We start from the raw sequence: 16787 nt of genomic DNA, 5'->3' as shown, positions 1-16787 counted from the left end.
ATAGGAGCCATCGCTCCTATGCATAAATGAGTTTTTATGGGGCAGTGAGAATCTGCCCCATAATTTGTCAGTGCTATATTTAGTAAGCAACCCCAATACGCTTATTGATATGCTCGCCTTTTTCAATCTCATCTACAAAGGCGGTGGCATAGTCGGAAACTGAAATACGGCTATTACCTTCATCATCCAGCAGTAACTGATCAAAGCCAATACGGTAAGCTTGCATATTATCGCCCGGAAAAATTTCAGCCGCTGGACTGATGAAAGTCCAATTTAATGGGCTTTGTGTTGACTTAAAGACATCGAGTGCTTGGCCTTGTGCAAGCGCCTCATCTTTATATTCATCAGGAAACTCAGGTGTGTCTATCAGCTTTAAATTAGGAGTGACCTCTAAAGAGCCAGCGCCACCTACCCAAACTAAGCGCTCAATGTTGGTTTTTGGTAGTTGCGCCAACAGTACTGAAGCAGTTTTCGCTACGATTTGGTGATTACCAAGCGCACGGCCACCAATTGAAGCAACAAAGATTGTTTCATCAGAAATAATGGAAGCGAGATCTTGGCTTTTATCATTAAGATCAAAACTTTTTACTGTTATATCAGTGACATCATACTTATCCGCATCCCGAACCAAAGCTGTTATTTCATGGCCTCTGTGCTTAGCCTGAGCAACAATATGACTGCCTATCCAACCTGATGCACCTAACACAACTATTTTCATAATTTTTCCTCTTTTATTGGTTTACGTTGAGTTGTGCTCAGATTAAAAGAAAACTAATATGAAATAATCACAAATAATTGATGCAAATTGCATCTTAATATGAACTAATTATATGGATCGTCTCACCGCAATTAAGAGTTTTATTGAAGTAGCGCATCTGTGTAGCTTTACTAAAGCTGCAGATAAACTTGGCTTGAGTCGCCTGCAGGTGTCGCGGCATGTTCAAGAATTGGAGCAATGGTTACAGCAGCGGTTGTTACACCGTACAACACGAAAAGTAAGCTTGACGCAGCAAGGTGAAAAAGCCTTGATTCGGTTTGAAAAAATATTAGATGAGGTCAGTGCATTAATCGCTCAGAGTCATCAGGATAAAATTGAGCTAAGTGGCACCATCAGGATCACCAGTCCGATAGGGTTTTCGCAAACTATGTTGATTGAGGCGGTAAGTAAATTTCTCGCGCAACACAAAGGTGTAACGATTGATATTCATGCCAGTGATAGTTTTTCTAATTTAGTCGAAGAGCGAATCGATATTGCGTTGCGTTATACAAACACCCCTGATGAAAGCTTAATAGCCCGACCGCTGATGAAAATAGGCGCGTGTTTGTGCGCTTCTCCTCAATATTTGGCCACGCATTCTCAGCCTGTGACACCATTAGATTTGCGCGAGCATAATTGCCTGGTGCATCTGACCAATGATACGTGGCAATTAATTAAAGGAGACCAAGTGCACGATGTTAAAGTGTCAGGGTCATTGGTTTGTAACGACGTCACGACAATTGTTGCTGCAACAATCAAAGGAAGCGGTATTTCTTTACTCCCTTTTGATATCGCGCGTAAATACATCAACGAAAACTCACTTGTGCCAGTACTTGACGATTACCACGTCAATAGCAGTCAATTATGGGCAGTATATTTGTCTCGCAGTTATCAGTTACCTGTAGTGAGAGCATTTATAGACTTTTTAGCAAACGCGTGGCAAGACGATATTGAGCCAAAAGCTTAATGTGCCCAAACTCAATAGCTTTAATTCCGTATCGTTTTGTTATGTTTAACGGCACTTAGCTTTGTTTGCACTCGCCAGATAACTCGCCCATATTGCGTTAAAGTATTAAGTGAGGTAACAGGGACTTCTTTGCAATCTAGCACTGTCGTGCTCTAGAAGCTAGCGACTGCCACTTTTCTTACCCTGAAGGAATTGTTATCAAAATAAAGCCACTTTTTGAGTTTAAACATACGCAATTAAAAACGTTTGAATGGTCCAGATTATTGAAAAATCAAAAAAAAGCACAATCTTTAATTGATTGATTTTGTTACTTATTATTTTTTATTTTTAGATTCTCTTTATAAAAAGGTATGAATAGGCCCAGCGGAACGACCTCACTTTTTGGGCGTGGCAAAATTGCTGCCAGTTTCTTCATTTAATAAGGCGGGCACAATGGAAAGAACAGCATTAGGCATGTATGAAGCCTCGACAACTAAAGATAAAAAACAAACAGACTCAAACACGAGAACGTCATCAAAAGCAGCAAATCAAGGTTTAAAGTATTCTACTGCGTTTTGGTTTGTAGCAGTATTAGCAGGTCAGTGGTTTTTCTTTTACTACATAATTTCATTTTATGGATTTTCGGTCATCAATGACAATATGGAGATTTGGAATCGCTGGGAAGTGTTCGGCAAAACGCCCTATCAAGTTGGGGACTTCGCTGGTAATTTGGCCTTTGCTGCGCACGCGATAGGCGCTGGTTTCGTTGCATTTGGTGGGGCTTTACAGTTATTGCCGCAAATGCGCCGTTATTTTCCAAAGTTTCATAAAGCTAATGGTTACCTCTATCTTTTAACTGTGTTTGCACTCTCTGTATCTGGCTTTTATTTGGTTTGGGTGCGAGACCAACACCCAATTACGCTAGACGGTATTGGAACCAGCATTAATGGTATTTTGATTCTTGCGTTCACTTTCTTTTGTGCCCGTACGGCCATTAAAAAAGACATACGGAATCATAGAAAGTGGGCTGTCCGTTTATTTCTTGTCTCAAATGCGCAGTGGTTTTTGAGGTTAGGTGTATTTAGTTATTTAGTAACAGGTACATCACTCGGCTTTGACCCCAAGTTTGGCGACCCGTTCTTTCCTATGTGGACCTTTGGTTGTTTCGTTATTCCACTCGTGATGGCTGAACTTTATTTTCTTGCTGGCGATACGCATCGCTCAATAATTAAGTGGATTGCGGCGAGTAGTTTGTCTATCTTGACGGTACTTATGTTGGTTGGCATGCTTGGGTTTACGCCGTTTTTAATCATGGTAATGTCAGGTGGTGAGATTTCTATCTGATGCTTACATTAGGTGGGCCTAAGGTCGTCAATGGCGGTGTTAGGCCTAGGAAAAGCTGCTTTAATTTACAGTAACAGTAAGCAGTGAGTTAAGCATCACTGCTTTTCGTTCTTTGTTTATCTGCATCTGCCTGTTTTACAGCCTCTAAGTAACGGCTTTCTATAAATTTGTTTTCTTTAGCAAGGTGTTTTATTTTTTGCTTAGCATTGTGCAGCTCTTCTTTAAGCGCTTCAGTATTGCCGCCTTCTTGCTGCGGGAGGTCCACAGAGAGCTGATCTATAAGCTGGTTTTGCTCTTCTATTTGTCGTTCGTATTGTTGCACAATGGCTTGAATTTCTTGCTCATTTGAAGGGCCTGAGGCTTGATGTACGGTTTGAATTTCGACTTTTAGCTGCTCGATCTCTTTTTGGAGACTGGTATTTTGTTCTTGTAAGTTTCCAACCGATTGGAATTGGTCTTCGAGCTTTGATTTCGCGTATTTTAGTTTTTTGCCGCTGATGTTTAAATCACCTTTCAAGCGTTTGATTAACTTGTGGGAGCGCGATAATTTTTTGTTCAGCTCGTTGATTGAGGACTGCTCCTCTTTAGTGATGTGATCTGCGGTTGAAGCCCGAATTTGGGCAAGTTGACTCTCCAAGTTGGCCTGAACATGCAATAGCTCTGAGATAGTTTGCTCATGTTGAATATTAAATTGTGTCGCTCTATCAACGGAGTCTTTACACAGTGCCATCACCTCTTCTGAATTGGTGTTTGTGCTTTGTCCGGCCATGAATATACCGGCGAATTTACGAAACTCCCGCAAAATCAATAATAAGATATAAAACCAAGCTGCGAGAATGAGCAGGCCGAAATTTAGGGCAATATATTGGTAAACTTCAATTGGAAGCATGTTTGATTTTCTTCGCTTCATTTATTATCAATAAGATAAGTTTAGTTTTAGTACAAAAATCTGCCTATACTGAATATGAAAATTTAATTTCGAGGTGTATGTGAAGGTTCTGATAGTTGACGACAGCCATGCGACCTGCGAAATCATCCGGCGTGCACTTCAACAGTTTGAATATAGAAAATTATTCGTGTCATGTGCAAGCTGTGTTGATGATGCACTGGCCTTGGTGAAAGAGTGGCAGCCAAATATTGTGCTGACAGATTGGCAAATGCCCGAGAAAACAGGTATTGATCTTGTGCAAGCTGTGGTTGATGAGCATCCAGAAATCCCCGTGGGTATGATCTCGACCATCGATGATGATGAGCAAATTGCGTATGCAAAGTCGTTTGGCTGCGCGTTTTTCTTGTCGAAGCCATTTACAGATGATGAGTTATTGGATGCTATTAAACCATTGGTTTTGGAATTGGAAGCTCAAGAGTTTATTACCGAACAAGAAGTGCCACTAAAAGATGGCTTAGCTCTACCAAAAACCGATGCACTCGAACGATTAATGCAAAAGAACATCAGCGATAGCTTAACATTAAAGCCTATACGTTCTCAGGTGCTAGATGAAAGCAAATTGCCTTGTGTTATGGTGGTTTACGCAGAAAGAGGTAGCCAAAAAGTGCGCGTTATCGGGGTATTGGACGTGTATGCGGCATGTGTGCTAGCAAGCAGTGTAAAAATAATACCGAATGAAGAAGCACTACAAGCAATTCACATGAATCAAATCAATGAAGAAATTATGTCTGCATGTGAAGAGGCCTTGAGTAAAACTGCGTATGCGTTTTTAGACAATCAAAGTAAGATGAGTTTGTACGTCAGAAGCTGCAAATGTGTTTATAGCATTCACCCAAAACTTGATCTTTTATACAAATATCCATTGGACAGCCGTATGGATTTAAGTTGTGAGAGAGAGGGAATGGCACAAGGTAAAATGCTTATCGTGGGTGTTTGATACCTAAAATGGGGCTACTGTATATCATACAACTCAGACTATTTCTGGCCTGAAGTTTAAAGTGGTCATAAAAGGAAAAGTATGAACCGCAAAAGCATAGTGATCTGAAGCTGATCACTATGCGGTGATGTTTATTCCATTATTGCGTGGCTTTTCTCGCTCTAAAATTACGGCCCTTCATTTTGCCTTCAGTTATCATTTTTAGCGCTTCGTTTGCTATCTTTCTCTCTACTGCAACATATGAAGTCATTGCCGTTACTTTGATCTTACCGATCTGAGTACCTGAGATAGTTTTGTCCGCTGTGAGTGCGCCTAATATATCACCAGGTCTAAGCTTTGCTTTCTTCCCGCCATCAATTTGTAAGGTTACCATCGGAGCGCGCGTAATTTGATTGTTAAGGACATCGTCAGCGGGTAAATTATTTGGCTCAATGCGCTTATCTAAATAGTCCTCTAATGCATTAACCTTGTGAGACTCTTTATAGCTCATCAGTGAACACGCGACGCCTTTATTACCAGCACGGCCAGTTCGACCGACACGGTGAACATGTACTTCTGGGTCATGAGCAATATGATAGTTAAGCACCATATCGACATGGTCGACATCGATACCCCTTGCTGCAACATCGGTCGCAACTAAAATGGTTAAACTTTTGTTGGCAAAACGCACTAGGGTGCGGTCTCTGTCTTTTTGTTCCAAGTCACCATGCAATGCGGCACTGTCGAAACCAAGTTGTTTGAGGCTATCGCATACTGTTTGACATTCTGCTTTGGTATTACAAAATACAACGGCAGAGCTAGGCTGGAACTGTAATAGAAGCTTTTGTGCGGCATCCAAGCGTACATCATTACTCTCTACTTCATAAAAGTATTGCTCAATGGAAGCATGATCGTGTGTGGCAGTCACCGTAACTTTTTCAGCATTGTCCATAATGTGCTTTGCCAGTTGTTCAATTTTTGGCGGGTATGTCGCGCTAAAAAGTAAGTTTTGGCGGTTGCGGGGACAGTGCTCTAAGATACATTGTATTGAGTCCTCGAAGCCCATTTCGAGCATCCTGTCAGCTTCATCAAGGACAAATGTATTTACTTCATCAAGACACAGTCGACCTTTTCGTAAGTGCTCTTCGATTCGTCCAGGCGTTCCGACGATGATATGAGCACCGTGCTCCAATGAACCAATTTGAGGCCCCATTGGTGCGCCACCACATAGCGCTAACACTTTGATATTATGAATTGCACGCGCAAGTTTTCGTATTTCTACCGCAACTTGATCTGCAAGCTCACGAGTGGGGCAAACAACCAAAGCTTGCACACGAAAGCGCTTAACATTGAGGTTATGCAACAAGCCTAGAGAAAATGCAGCGGTCTTTCCTGAGCCTGTTTTTCCTTGTCCGATAAGGTCAACGCCGGTCAAAATTTTGGGCAGTGTCTGAGCTTGGATTTCAGTCATGGCGGTATAGCCAAGAGAATCAAGGTTGTCCAATAGGGCGTTCGAAAGTGGTAAAGTTGAAAATAGCGGCTGTGACAAAACAAATATCATCTTTTGTGAAATAAAAGCGGATTATAACATGCGCGCTGGAGACTGAGTATCTTTGCGCCAGTTAAATTAAAGCGAGCCCTTACAATCTTCAGTTGTCGTTTTTTACTTGAGGGAAAGTAAAATTCAAAACGGTTTATGTTGGCGATTGTTCAGGGATCAAAAGCAATAAATCAGTGTCACCAATGTTTACACCCGCTTGATGGAGTAGCGCAGACACCTGACCCCGATGGTGTGTTTGATGATTGAAAAAGTGCTGAACTAAGTATCCAAAATTTTTGTTAAAGTGCGCTCCCGTTGTGTTTTGATAAGCTAAAGTCGCGTTGAGCATTTCATGCGTAAGCTCTGAAGCAAATTCTTCAATGAGACTGTCCATTTTGTTGCGAGCTTGTACTAAATCGTCAAAGTGAGAATATATTACTTGATCAAGCGCTTTTGGGTACTCAATACACTTCATATAGTTGAGAGAAGCCAATGGAGTAGGGTGTTTTGCAAATCGTTTAAGCCAAATGGTATCGCCAACAAGGATATGATTTAGGGTAGATATAATTGAGCCAAAGAATGCACCACGATCCATCGATAGCGCCGATTCTGGTAGTGTGGCAGCAGCTTCGTAGATCTTTTTATTCATCCATAAATTATATTTCGCCAAAAGTTCAAAGTGTGATAATTGCGACATAACTTGCTCTTCTTTATCTCTAAGCCTGCAGAGAATTACAGTATATAGTCTAGCAATATATTTTCTAAGTTTTAGTAACACTATTTGGTTAAAAACTGGTATGTGGCAAAGTTGATATGATTCGGGCGATATTTATATTTAATTTTTTTGTATTTTTTATAGCGCAGCCTAGCTACGCTATATTATTAACCTTATTGAAGGTTAAATGGTAATGAGGAATGGTGTAAGTTGATTTTTAGCTTACCATCTTTCCCTTTAATATATCCGAATGAATACTCTACTTTTATCTCTTCACCATTCGTTTTAGTGAAGTAGTAATTACCCATCGACATCGCAGAATTACCGTCGGTAATGATCCCTTCGTTTTCCCAGCGTACTTTTGTGTATGGTGCCAATGCAAACCCTTTGTCTTCAGCGAGATCTTGACCTACAAAATAAGATAATGCTTCCTTTTTAGTACCACGAAACTGGTCAACCGACGCTAAAGTTGGCTTGAACAGAACTTGACCTTGGCCAAAGGCATAAAACTCTTCTAAGTGTTTTACTGCTGCTGCGCGTGGGTCTTTTGCTTTTCCTATTTTTACAATGCCTTCTCCCCAGCCTTTTTGAGCTGCTTCTACTTCAACAGTAGAAATAGAATCCGCATTGGCAGCAAAGGTGCTAAGACAAGCCGCAACTATTGATAGGGCGATTAACTTTTTCATTAAATTTCTCCTTATTAATTAAATTAAACACGCACTTTAGTATAAAAAATTAAATTTTTTCGTTTCCAATAGAGAAGCTAGTTTTAATCTTTCTATATTGGAGTAAAAAAGGGAATACAGCCTTGTATTCAGCATAGTCATATTTATTAAATGAAATAAATGTTGTTCCAAGCATCGTTCTGAGCTTGGTGTGCATTAATTTTGTTGCGCTATAGTAAATTGTTTTTCCGCGTTAACATCTTTGGAGTTCTAACCCACTTTGCTTTTGAGGGGTAAGTTATCAGTAAAGCCTGTTGTTATCAATTTTTAAGGCATTTTTATTGGTCTTGAAATCATTTTTACTTTAGCTCTTTAGTATGTGTGAAATTAACAAATGTTAATTTAATCTTTCTTTAAGCGCATGTTAGGTAGAGCGACGCCCAAAAACTCATTGTTTTTAGGCCTCTTAATTCGATTGCTCAAGTCAGAACTTGAGAAGGGCGCTGTGTATTTTTTTAGAATGAATATATAGATGGGGTGATATTTTTATTAGAGCGTTTCCTCCCCGAAATGATAGGGGGGAATAGAATTTTTACTCAGTTTTCGATGAGGTTGTTGCTATAATTAAAAGAGTTTGTGGAGGGGGGTACTCTTTTTTAGGATGTTTGTGGTGTTAAATAAAATTTCGATGATATTAATTTTATAATAAACGTTTTGTTGTTTTTAATTTTCGAGATTTTTATTAGTAGTGTTCTAATTGGAACAATGCATGCTGAATCGCGCTTTATGAAGCCGGCAAGCGACTAGTTTGGCTGCATGTGAGCTGTGCGACACCTTTAAGGTTTTAGTTAATTTGATTTTAAACCTTTGTCTTTGTTGTTGGTGTGGTTGTAGATAAATGTTATTAAAAGGGGGATGTTATTATTTATTTAATATTATCCTATTTTCTCATAATGGTTAATGGTGTTTTTTAAATAAGGAGTTAAAATGTTGCGACTTATACAAGTGCATTTAAGCCCCTGTAACTGCCTCAAAGGAAAATTAAGTTATGAATTCAATTGCAAAGCCCTGTTGGGCTCTTTCGCTTATCTCTACTGCATTATTTTCAACTCATGTAAGTGCAAAAGAACTCATCAATAATGGAAATTTCGAACATAACATTTTAAATGAAAGCCAAAAATCGAGCAGTGTAAATGATTGGGTGGCGGCGAATGCGGCAGGTATTTACAACCCTTCAATTGGCGATTTTACAAACGAGGCGCTGATTGGCAATGTTGGGTTTGCTGAACAAGGAGAGACACTGTCTCAAGATTTGGGCGTTTCGCTTCAAGCAAATACTCAGTACGTCATTAACTTTGCAGTGGGGGAAAGCCATTTATCACCTTTAGGTAGCTATGCCGCGGGGTTGCGCGTTAATGGCCGCTATTTACCAATTGCAATCTCAGGTACGCCGAGCCAAGGAAGTTTCACCTCAGTGATGGGGGCGATTTCAATCAATGCAAGCCATCAAGCTTTAATTGACTCTGGCAGTAATGTTCATGTGGAGTTGACCAATACTAGCTCATCTACAAGTACCGTTTTTTTTGATGATGTATCATTAATTCAATTCCCCATTTTGACCGATTATCCACATACAAATAATGGTAATACCGAAATCCAAGGCGCTTTACGCTTAACACCTAAGTCAGCTGCCCCCGTCAATTGTGTAGCTAATCATGCTGGTGCTATGTACTTTGATACAAGCCAAAATCAGATCTTAATTTGTGATGGCGCAACATGGCGTGAGTTTAAAGGAGAGCAAGGTCTACAAGGGTTACAGGGCGAGCAGGGACTTCAAGGAATAGCGGGGGCTCAGGGGCCGCAGGGTGAGCGAGGTTTGGATGGTGCAGTGGGTCTGCAAGGTATTCAAGGAGTTCGTGGTCCCCAAGGAATTCAAGGCTTACAAGGTCCACAAGGCCCACAAGGCGTAGCCGGCACGAGTCACTGGAATGATGGAGCAAGTGAAGTAACAACGACAGTTAAAGTAGGGATTGGTACTAGTGCTCCGGCAGCTGCATTAGAGGTTATTGGTAATGCCATTGCTCATCCACCAATTCAGTATAATCACTTGGTGACCAAAGGTTACGCTGACTCTCAAAATGCCAACACTCAAAGCAATCTACAAGCTCAGATTGACAGTTTAGTTGCGCTTGTAAATCAGCAACGTGCAGAAATTGACGCTTTAAATAAGAAGGTATTTGGTGCGCAAGGCGCTACATGTAAGGAAATACTAGACAATAATCCATCGTCACCTTCTGGTGTTTATACCATTGATCCTGACGGTGAGAAAAATGGTGTCGATCCATTTCAGACGTATTGTGACATGGTCACTGATGATGGGGGGTGGACACTAATCGGCACATATGCCAAATCGACTCCGGGTGGAAAGGCCTATTTGAGTCAGTATGACGACCTTCCTGATATCACGCCGCATGACCCAAGTGCTACGGGTATGTATAAAGGCGTTTTATCTGCATTTTCATCAGTCAGAGAGCAAGTTGGTTGCACAGCGTCTGATTGCAAGAGTGTATATGGCTTGAACTTAACGCAAAACGAGCTAGAAATAATCAGGCGGTCGTGGGCGTATACGGAACAACAAGCGCAATACGACAATGGTGACATAGTACCTAATTGCTCCATTTCTTATACCAACTACAACGCAAATTACCCAGCTTGTGTTTCGAACGTCGCGTATAAAAACCCCACAGTAGTGGGCTGGCAAAGAAACATCTACAATGCAGCTTGTTGGGTTGCATTAGGTAATTACGCTGGCGGTAATGGTTCAGGTCTATGTAATGGGACAAATTCAAACGGTACACGTTCGGCTTTGTTGTGGTTTAGATAGTTGTAATCATGTCGATGGTGAAGACCCAAACCTCTTCACCATCGAAAGTGTTGCTAATGGCAAGCGCGCACAGTGCCTTAACATGGCTGGCTTAGGACGTGCATAGATCAATTTACATATGAGATATTGACTAACTACTAGGTTATTGACTTAATCATGACCGATGTTTTTTTAATCGGTCTCATTAAATGTCTCAGAACGTTTAGTCGAATTGTATTTATCTGCGTAACACGTAAAATAAACTTTTTAAGATTAATGAAATTTTATTATGTTTGCAAAGAAGTCAGCTCCGATTGGAACTATTTTTAGTATTGCCGCCGTTGGGTTATTTCTCCTTTTTGGATTAGGCTCTTGTAGTAATCCAAGTACACCTGCAGGGCATGAAGGGTACGTTTATGAAAAGCCAAGAATGTTCGGTTCTGGCGGTTATCAAGGCTCGCTTCAGGGGCCTAGTAACTATGGTATGTCTGTATTACGCAATGAAATAATCAATATAGATATGCGTCCGAATACTTATACTGAAAAATTTAGAATTTTAGCCAATGATGATTTAAATATCGTTTTTGATTTTCATGCCGTAGTTTCAATTAGGTCAGGCACAGTTAAAGCGGTGGTAGAAAATTATGGTGGAGAGCATTGGTATGAGCGCTTTGTTAGGGAAACATTCAGAACATATGTACGTAATGCGGTGCAAAAGTTTGACAGTGGAGAGTTAAAAGCTCGTCGAGATGATATTGCAAAAGAAGTCACCACAAAATTACAAACCTATTTAAATGCTACCCCTTTTGAAGTTAAAAATATTGTCGTGGGCAACATTAACTATCCTGATATTGTTGCAAAAGCGGTTGAGAAAAAGCTTGCAGCTCAGCAATTGCTCTCTGAGAAAGAAACGCAAAAGCAAATAGCCAAAAAAGATGCAGAAATACGTATTGAAGAAGCCAAAGGTATTGCCCAAGCACAAAAGATTATCAACTCAACGTTGACAGAAAATTACTTACAGCATGAGGCCATTAATGCCCAGCTTAAAATGGCTGAATCACCAAATCATACAACGGTTTATATACCTGTTGGCACTAATGGCATGCCACTTGTGAAAGGCCTAAAGTAATTGCAATCCAGGTATCACAAAATTTCGTGAGGCTCTTATTTAGAGGTTAAGGTGGCAGTACCTTAGCCTCTTTTGTGACGATAGCAGCTAGACAGGTTGGTTTGGTAATTGGCGTAGCGATAGTCGCATTTTTTAAGACTGGAGATGTTATTTTTTCTTTGTGATTAATGGGGGCTACTGAATTGTTTTACCGAAACACGCTATTTGGCTACAAGAAAATGGCTTAATAAACGTGTTCGGAATATCGCCAAACAGTTGTGTGAAAACAGAAAATTTATGGGCTCTGGTGAGTAAAGGGGAGCGAAATTTGTTGGTTAGTACACTATTTCAAGAGCTGTTGTACGTTACGAAAGACTCAAATTACGAACGGCTGAAAGCTCTGCTAGCACATGCATTCTCTATTGAATTTTCCGATAGACAAAGTGGATGGTGGGGAGAATACGCCTTGTGGCAAGGGGGCGATGAGCTGAGCATAAAACTGTTCCCGAACTTTGTCGCAGGTGAAGGTTTTCATGAGGAAAAAAAGCGAGAATATCCTTACTTGCTTGAAATTACTGGGAAAGGCGACCTTTGTGATATTCATGAGCGTATCTTGAGTCTACCTACTGAATTGGAGCTGATTCGTCGAGAGACATTTTGACGACTATCGAAACAACTTGATGGGCTATACATATGAATATAAGAATTGATGATTTATTTGGCTTAGCATTGATTATTTTGGGAGTCTACATCCTATTAAAAGGAGAGGTTAAACTACAAATTGTAGTAAGTAATGGGACCAAAAGTTCCGGTACTGTATTAAAGGGCATTAAAGCTAAATTAATTGGCCTGGTTATTGGCCTTATTGGAGTCGTGATAATCGCATTAGCAAACACTGGTGACGTGATTGTCTCATTATAATTATTGAGTGCCACATTGAGATAGTATGTGTTCTAAGTTCTAATAAATCTGGTGACTAAACCTGCTAAACCGCAAAACACATATTTCACTAAAATAATCATCGCTTAGAATTGCAAAAGGAGTTAGTTTGAAACAAGGGCTTTTGACGTTTTCGTTATTAACAATGATATTTGTGAGTCTCAGCACAGAAGCTTGTAGGCCCTGTTCAAAAGACGTGGAGGTTTTCGTTTTGAAGCAAGCTTCGATTGTACTTGAAAAGTCGCGCTCTTTTGATGAGAGAAAAGGCTACGTCACTTTTATTGCAGACATTGGACATAACACACTCAGCAACCTTAAAATAACTGAGGTTTACCCTGAAGGAATACCTGAAAGTGCAATCAAAGATATGATCCAAGGCTCCAAATATCGTCTCATATCTAATAAAAAGGGGCATATTGCCTGTGAAGCCAAAGCATATGAACTCAGCTTTGCTTTTCGCTTACTTTAATCAGTTTGTAGCTTGCCAATCGTCTTTGAGAAGGTATTAAGCTACTGCTTATATACATCTTTGGTTTTTAGCATTTCATAAACCCTACGTTCTCTCGCCTGATCAAAGCCCACTTCCTTGACGTAAGTTTTAGGGTTAGAAAACGTGCCAAACAATATGTCCCAAATTGCTAGGCCATAGTTTTGAGCATGATGCATATGTTTGTGATGGACCCTGTGCATCTCAGGCCTTTGTATAATATAGCCAAACCAATAGGGTGTTTTTAGGTCTGCATGAATGTAAATGTTGTACAAAGCAGCAATAATTAAACTGACTCCAGTCCCATAGGCATCTAAACCTAGTAGCAAGTAGCAACAAAGCGCATTTAAAAATGTCGCTGCTATGCCATCAAAAGGGTGTAAATAAAATGCAGTTAGCGCTTCAATTCGTCTAGGGCTGTGGTGGAGCTGATGAAAAATACGCCACAGTAAATCAAACTTATGCATGGCTCTGTGCCACCAGTAAGCGATAAAGCTGGTAAGTAAAAACCCCAATCCACCCTGAATGAGCACATGCTCTGTTTTTAGATTAAAGAGAGAGGTTGCCTGAAATACATCAATAAATACAAACCCTACCACAATCGCAGTGACTGACTGAAATAGGCTAATACAGGATGCCAGTATCATCCAGCGACGGTCGCAGGCATTTTTTGATGCAGGCGCAACCACCTCCAAGGTAAAAACACACAAAAAGGCGGTAATAACAATGGTCAGAGTCAGAAGTTCCATATTTTTAAACTGATGTGTTCCAATAGATTGACGTAATTCACTCTGGTGACGCTAGTATTGCTAATAGGGCCCCTTAGCGTGGTTAGTATAAACAAACATATCACACTTTAAATCCAGTTTGACAATGACCAACAGTCGACTTTAAAAAAGCAGTTAACGACTCGGCAGCAATTTACAGACCCATTGAGATAACAGCGAAGGAACTTTTAAGTTGTTCTTTTGCCCAAAGAAATAATATATTATTAACACCTGTTTTCAATATAGGGCGCTAGAATAGGGGCCTTATAAGTTTATACTAGGTTACCTATGAAACCTTTCTCTTTATCAGTTGTTTTGGCTGCCTCGCTATTAGGCGCAGGGTGTCAGCTAACCTCTACGCACGAACCTGAAGCCGCTAACAAAAATGAAAACAAAATTAGAATAGCGACCTTTAATGTCAGTATGGAAGCCACTAATTATAATCGTGATGCAGTCCTTGATGTTTCAGGAAATGCGCTGACCAATGCATTAAAAAGTGGCAAAATTGAACAGATCAATAACATTGCTCAAATCATCCAAAGGACACGTCCGGATGTCATTTTGCTCAATGAGTTTGACTACATAGCAGACCCTAAACAGGGGATTGAGCTATTTAAAAAGGCTTATCTTGAAGTGCCTCAAAATGGGTTCGCGCCTATTGAATATCCTTATGTGTATCTTGCGCCAGTCAATACAGGTGTTAAAACCCATTTATCAGGTAAAGCGTCTCGCTTAACGCACTTTGGCTTTGGTAAATATCCGGGACAATACGGTATGGTGTTATTGTCTAGATACCCAATAGATACAAATCAAGTGCGTACCTTCCAAAACTTTTTATGGAAAGATATGCCCAACAATTTGATGCCAATCGATGACAAAGGTGGTAGTTGGTTTGGAGAGCAAGCGCACGCAATAATGAGGTTGTCGTCTAAATCTCATTGGGACATACCCGTCACTGTGTGTGATAAGCAAATCAATGTACTGGCCAGTCATCCGACACCACCGGTCTTTGATGGGCCTGAAGACAGAAATGGCAGACGAAACCACGACGAAATTCGTCTATGGAAAGACTACATTAGTGATTCAGGGAACAGCTATCTATACGATGATAAAGGTCAGCGAGGTGGAATAAGCAATCAATCATTTGTTATTTTGGGCGATTTGAATGCTAGCGCTGTCGATGGTGACGCACACCCAAATGCAATTAATCAGTTATTAAAGCATAAACGCGTCAATAGCTATGCAGCACCAGAGTCACTGGGCGGTAAACTGAACAAGCCTGAAAACATACATGCCTCTACCCACACCGCACATTGGGGCATGCGAGCTGATTACGTACTCCCTTCGGCAGATTTAACTGTGATGAACAGCGGTGTTTTTTGGCCCAAAGAAGATAGTGATGGCGCTGAACTTGTGGTAAACCGCGGTGCGTCTTCAGATCACCGCTTAGTTTGGGTCGACATTAAGCTGCCAAATATGCAATGCTCAAACTAGTTTGAGCATTGCATAAGTTTTAATACGGACTGTTTGCTTCTGATAATGGGGATTATTAGAGCTGACAGTCACCTACGAGAAAATTATAGCCATTCAATAAAACGATTTACTTGGTGTAAGTCGTTTGATACCAGATATTCAATTCTCAGTGAGAAGCTGAATCGGCGACTGCGAAATTTCTGTTCGTTAATTTGTATACAACTAACGCAGTTTTGTGCACTGACTCTACAGGCCTACTAATTAATACTTAACACCACTGACGAGCACATAGATTGCTGCTTACTAATTAAAGAAAATATGAGGTGTGTAATGAGTGTTAAGAGAATTACTTTCAAATCATTTGGTGTAAGTTTAGTTGGCGATTTATACCTTCCTGACGGCTTTGATGAAAACAACAAGTATAAGGCGATTGTTGGTGCTAGCCCTTTTCCTCAAGTAAAAGAGCAAGTCCTCGCAACTTATGGCACCGAGATGGCTAACAGAGGTTTTATCTTTTTGGCATTTGACTACTTAGGGATGGGTGATTCACCTGCACTAGCCGGAGAACACAAACAATCTCGATATATGTTCAGGCTTATTGAAAATACTTGGGATGCAGTATCTTACTTGGGTACTTTACCTTTTGTTGACGAAATATACGGACTTGGTGTTTGCCAAGGCGGGTCAATTATTTCATCTGCAGCCGTTACGGACCACCGAATAAAAAAGATAGCAACAGTTTCGGGCATGATGGCGGCAGATGGTTTCCAATGGTCAGATCGAGAAGTAACTGACGCAATGATTGATGCGGCTAATGCTTCCAAGCAAAAGCAATATGAGACTGCAGAAGCAGATTACACCGCACCTTTTGGTTTAACGGATACGCATTCGAAAGAAGAGTTTGTCGATGCCGCAGAGTTCCCCGCAATGGCTGAAGAAACTTATAGTTACTATGGTAAAGATGGGTTTAGAGGCCCCAGCTCGGTGGAAAACTATACCAATATGCATATTGGAGATCAGTCTATGCAATCTCTATTTTCTTTATGTGAGCATTATGCCGATAAGATTGTGCAACCAACACTGGTCGTATACGGCAAAGATGCGCCTACAGCAATATGTTCAACGGCATTTATAGAGAAGTTAACAAATGACCCAAAGGTTATTGCGGTAGAAGAGTTCAGTCATGTGGATTTTTACTTCAAACCTGAGGCTGTGAAAGTGTCAACTGAGGCAGTAGCTGATTTTTTCAATAGCTAACAGGGTAGAGTCGTGAGCTTTCTAATTAGCAAGCTCACGCATTTGTTGCTACGGTTGCAAA

The 16787-nt window shown here is 40.5% G+C and carries 16 protein-coding genes; 10 read left to right on the top strand and 6 right to left on the bottom strand.

What is annotated here, in order from left to right; translation table 11 throughout:
• Positions 1 to 79: 79 nt before the first annotated feature.
• The gene (locus tag N480_RS09400; RefSeq protein WP_063372256.1) at positions 80 to 718 is read right to left on the bottom strand and encodes an NAD(P)-dependent oxidoreductase; all 639 of its coding nucleotides are present in this window, start codon (positions 716 to 718) and stop codon (positions 80 to 82) included.
• Between the two features lie 112 nt (positions 719 to 830).
• Between N480_RS09400 and N480_RS09395 the strand changes: the two genes are divergently transcribed.
• Both N480_RS09395 and N480_RS09390 read left to right on the top strand, forming a co-directional pair.
• Positions 831 to 1724: a LysR family transcriptional regulator gene (locus N480_RS09395; protein ID WP_063372255.1), complete on the top strand. Its 894-nt coding sequence runs from the start codon at positions 831 to 833 to the stop codon at positions 1722 to 1724.
• Between the two features lie 432 nt (positions 1725 to 2156).
• Positions 2157 to 3047: a DUF2306 domain-containing protein gene (locus tag N480_RS09390; RefSeq protein ID WP_063372254.1), complete on the top strand. Its 891-nt coding sequence runs from the start codon at positions 2157 to 2159 to the stop codon at positions 3045 to 3047.
• 88 nt (positions 3048 to 3135) lie between these two features.
• On the opposite strand, the gene N480_RS09385 is transcribed toward N480_RS09390, so the two are convergent.
• Positions 3136 to 3957 carry a chromosome partitioning protein ParA gene (locus tag N480_RS09385; protein WP_231102245.1) on the bottom strand — a complete coding sequence of 274 codons (822 nt, stop codon included), beginning with the start codon at positions 3955 to 3957 and terminating at the stop codon, positions 3136 to 3138.
• 79 nt (positions 3958 to 4036) lie between these two features.
• Here N480_RS09385 and N480_RS09380 point away from each other — a divergent pair, with 79 nt between their 5' ends.
• Positions 4037 to 4933 (top strand): response regulator, encoded by an 897-nt coding sequence (locus tag N480_RS09380; protein ID WP_063372252.1) that lies wholly within the window; start codon positions 4037 to 4039, stop codon positions 4931 to 4933.
• A gap of 139 nt (positions 4934 to 5072) precedes the next feature.
• Here the strand turns inward: N480_RS09380 and dbpA are convergent, their stop codons facing one another.
• The 3 genes from dbpA to N480_RS09365 all read right to left on the bottom strand — a co-directional run bounded on the left by dbpA (position 5073) and on the right by N480_RS09365 (position 7853).
• On the bottom strand, positions 5073 to 6473 hold the full coding sequence (gene dbpA / locus N480_RS09375; protein WP_196761470.1) for an ATP-dependent RNA helicase DbpA: 1401 nt from the start codon (positions 6471 to 6473) through the stop codon (positions 5073 to 5075).
• A gap of 133 nt (positions 6474 to 6606) precedes the next feature.
• Positions 6607 to 7149, bottom strand: a complete 543-nt coding sequence (locus N480_RS09370) for a DinB family protein (protein WP_063372251.1) — start codon at positions 7147 to 7149, stop codon at positions 6607 to 6609.
• 191 nt (positions 7150 to 7340) lie between these two features.
• A complete protein-coding gene (locus tag N480_RS09365; protein ID WP_063372250.1) occupies positions 7341 to 7853 on the bottom strand; it encodes a hypothetical protein in 513 nt (170 codons plus the stop codon).
• Between the two features lie 1027 nt (positions 7854 to 8880).
• Between N480_RS09365 and N480_RS09360 the strand changes: the two genes are divergently transcribed.
• From N480_RS09360 to N480_RS09340, 5 genes are all read left to right on the top strand, one after another.
• Positions 8881 to 10716 (top strand): fibrinogen-like YCDxxxxGGGW domain-containing protein, encoded by a 1836-nt coding sequence (locus N480_RS09360; RefSeq protein WP_063372249.1) that lies wholly within the window; start codon positions 8881 to 8883, stop codon positions 10714 to 10716.
• A gap of 268 nt (positions 10717 to 10984) precedes the next feature.
• Positions 10985 to 11824 (top strand): SPFH domain-containing protein, encoded by an 840-nt coding sequence (locus tag N480_RS09355; RefSeq protein WP_063372248.1) that lies wholly within the window; start codon positions 10985 to 10987, stop codon positions 11822 to 11824.
• 259 nt (positions 11825 to 12083) lie between these two features.
• A complete protein-coding gene (locus tag N480_RS09350; RefSeq protein WP_063372247.1) occupies positions 12084 to 12464 on the top strand; it encodes a hypothetical protein in 381 nt (126 codons plus the stop codon).
• A 32-nt stretch (positions 12465 to 12496) separates the two neighbouring features.
• Entirely contained in the window at positions 12497 to 12724 is a 228-nt protein-coding gene (locus tag N480_RS09345; RefSeq protein WP_063372246.1) for a hypothetical protein, read from the top strand.
• 127 nt (positions 12725 to 12851) lie between these two features.
• Positions 12852 to 13211, top strand: a complete 360-nt coding sequence (locus N480_RS09340) for a hypothetical protein (RefSeq protein ID WP_063372245.1) — start codon at positions 12852 to 12854, stop codon at positions 13209 to 13211.
• A 41-nt stretch (positions 13212 to 13252) separates the two neighbouring features.
• Here the strand turns inward: N480_RS09340 and N480_RS09335 are convergent, their stop codons facing one another.
• Positions 13253 to 13978 (bottom strand): sterol desaturase family protein, encoded by a 726-nt coding sequence (locus N480_RS09335; protein ID WP_063372244.1) that lies wholly within the window; start codon positions 13976 to 13978, stop codon positions 13253 to 13255.
• Between the two features lie 306 nt (positions 13979 to 14284).
• On the opposite strand from N480_RS09335, the gene N480_RS09330 reads away from it, so the two are divergent.
• The gene (locus N480_RS09330; RefSeq protein WP_063372243.1) at positions 14285 to 15490 is read left to right on the top strand and encodes an endonuclease/exonuclease/phosphatase family protein; all 1206 of its coding nucleotides are present in this window, start codon (positions 14285 to 14287) and stop codon (positions 15488 to 15490) included.
• A gap of 309 nt (positions 15491 to 15799) precedes the next feature.
• On the top strand, positions 15800 to 16726 hold the full coding sequence (locus N480_RS09325) for an alpha/beta hydrolase (RefSeq protein ID WP_063372242.1): 927 nt from the start codon (positions 15800 to 15802) through the stop codon (positions 16724 to 16726).
• Positions 16727 to 16787 lie beyond the last annotated feature (61 nt).

The sequence above is a fragment of the Pseudoalteromonas luteoviolacea S2607 genome (genome assembly GCF_001625575.1).
Taxonomy (GTDB): Bacteria; Pseudomonadota; Gammaproteobacteria; order Enterobacterales; family Alteromonadaceae; genus Pseudoalteromonas; species Pseudoalteromonas luteoviolacea_E.
This window is presented reverse-complemented; position numbering and strand designations above follow the sequence as displayed.

Excerpts from the sequence above, each read along its gene's own strand:
- N480_RS09330 (WP_063372243.1), top strand. The coding sequence starts at position 14,285 with ATGAAACCTTTCTCTTTATCAGTTGTTTTGGCTGCCTCGCTATTAGGC.
- N480_RS09390 (WP_063372254.1), top strand. The coding sequence starts at position 2,157 with ATGGAAAGAACAGCATTAGGCATGTATGAAGCCTCGACAACTAAAGAT.
- N480_RS09400 (WP_063372256.1), bottom strand. The coding sequence starts at position 718 with ATGAAAATAGTTGTGTTAGGTGCATCAGGTTGGATAGGCAGTCATATT.
- N480_RS09385 (WP_231102245.1), bottom strand. The coding sequence starts at position 3,957 with ATGAAGCGAAGAAAATCAAACATGCTTCCAATTGAAGTTTACCAATAT.
- dbpA (WP_196761470.1), bottom strand. The coding sequence starts at position 6,473 with ATGATATTTGTTTTGTCACAGCCGCTATTTTCAACTTTACCACTTTCG.
- N480_RS09370 (WP_063372251.1), bottom strand. The coding sequence starts at position 7,149 with ATGTCGCAATTATCACACTTTGAACTTTTGGCGAAATATAATTTATGG.
- N480_RS09345 (WP_063372246.1), top strand. The coding sequence starts at position 12,497 with ATGAATATAAGAATTGATGATTTATTTGGCTTAGCATTGATTATTTTG.
- N480_RS09395 (WP_063372255.1), top strand. The coding sequence starts at position 831 with ATGGATCGTCTCACCGCAATTAAGAGTTTTATTGAAGTAGCGCATCTG.
- N480_RS09355 (WP_063372248.1), top strand. The coding sequence starts at position 10,985 with ATGTTTGCAAAGAAGTCAGCTCCGATTGGAACTATTTTTAGTATTGCC.
- N480_RS09365 (WP_063372250.1), bottom strand. The coding sequence starts at position 7,853 with ATGAAAAAGTTAATCGCCCTATCAATAGTTGCGGCTTGTCTTAGCACC.
- N480_RS09335 (WP_063372244.1), bottom strand. The coding sequence starts at position 13,978 with ATGGAACTTCTGACTCTGACCATTGTTATTACCGCCTTTTTGTGTGTT.
- N480_RS09360 (WP_063372249.1), top strand. The coding sequence starts at position 8,881 with ATGAATTCAATTGCAAAGCCCTGTTGGGCTCTTTCGCTTATCTCTACT.
- N480_RS09325 (WP_063372242.1), top strand. The coding sequence starts at position 15,800 with ATGAGTGTTAAGAGAATTACTTTCAAATCATTTGGTGTAAGTTTAGTT.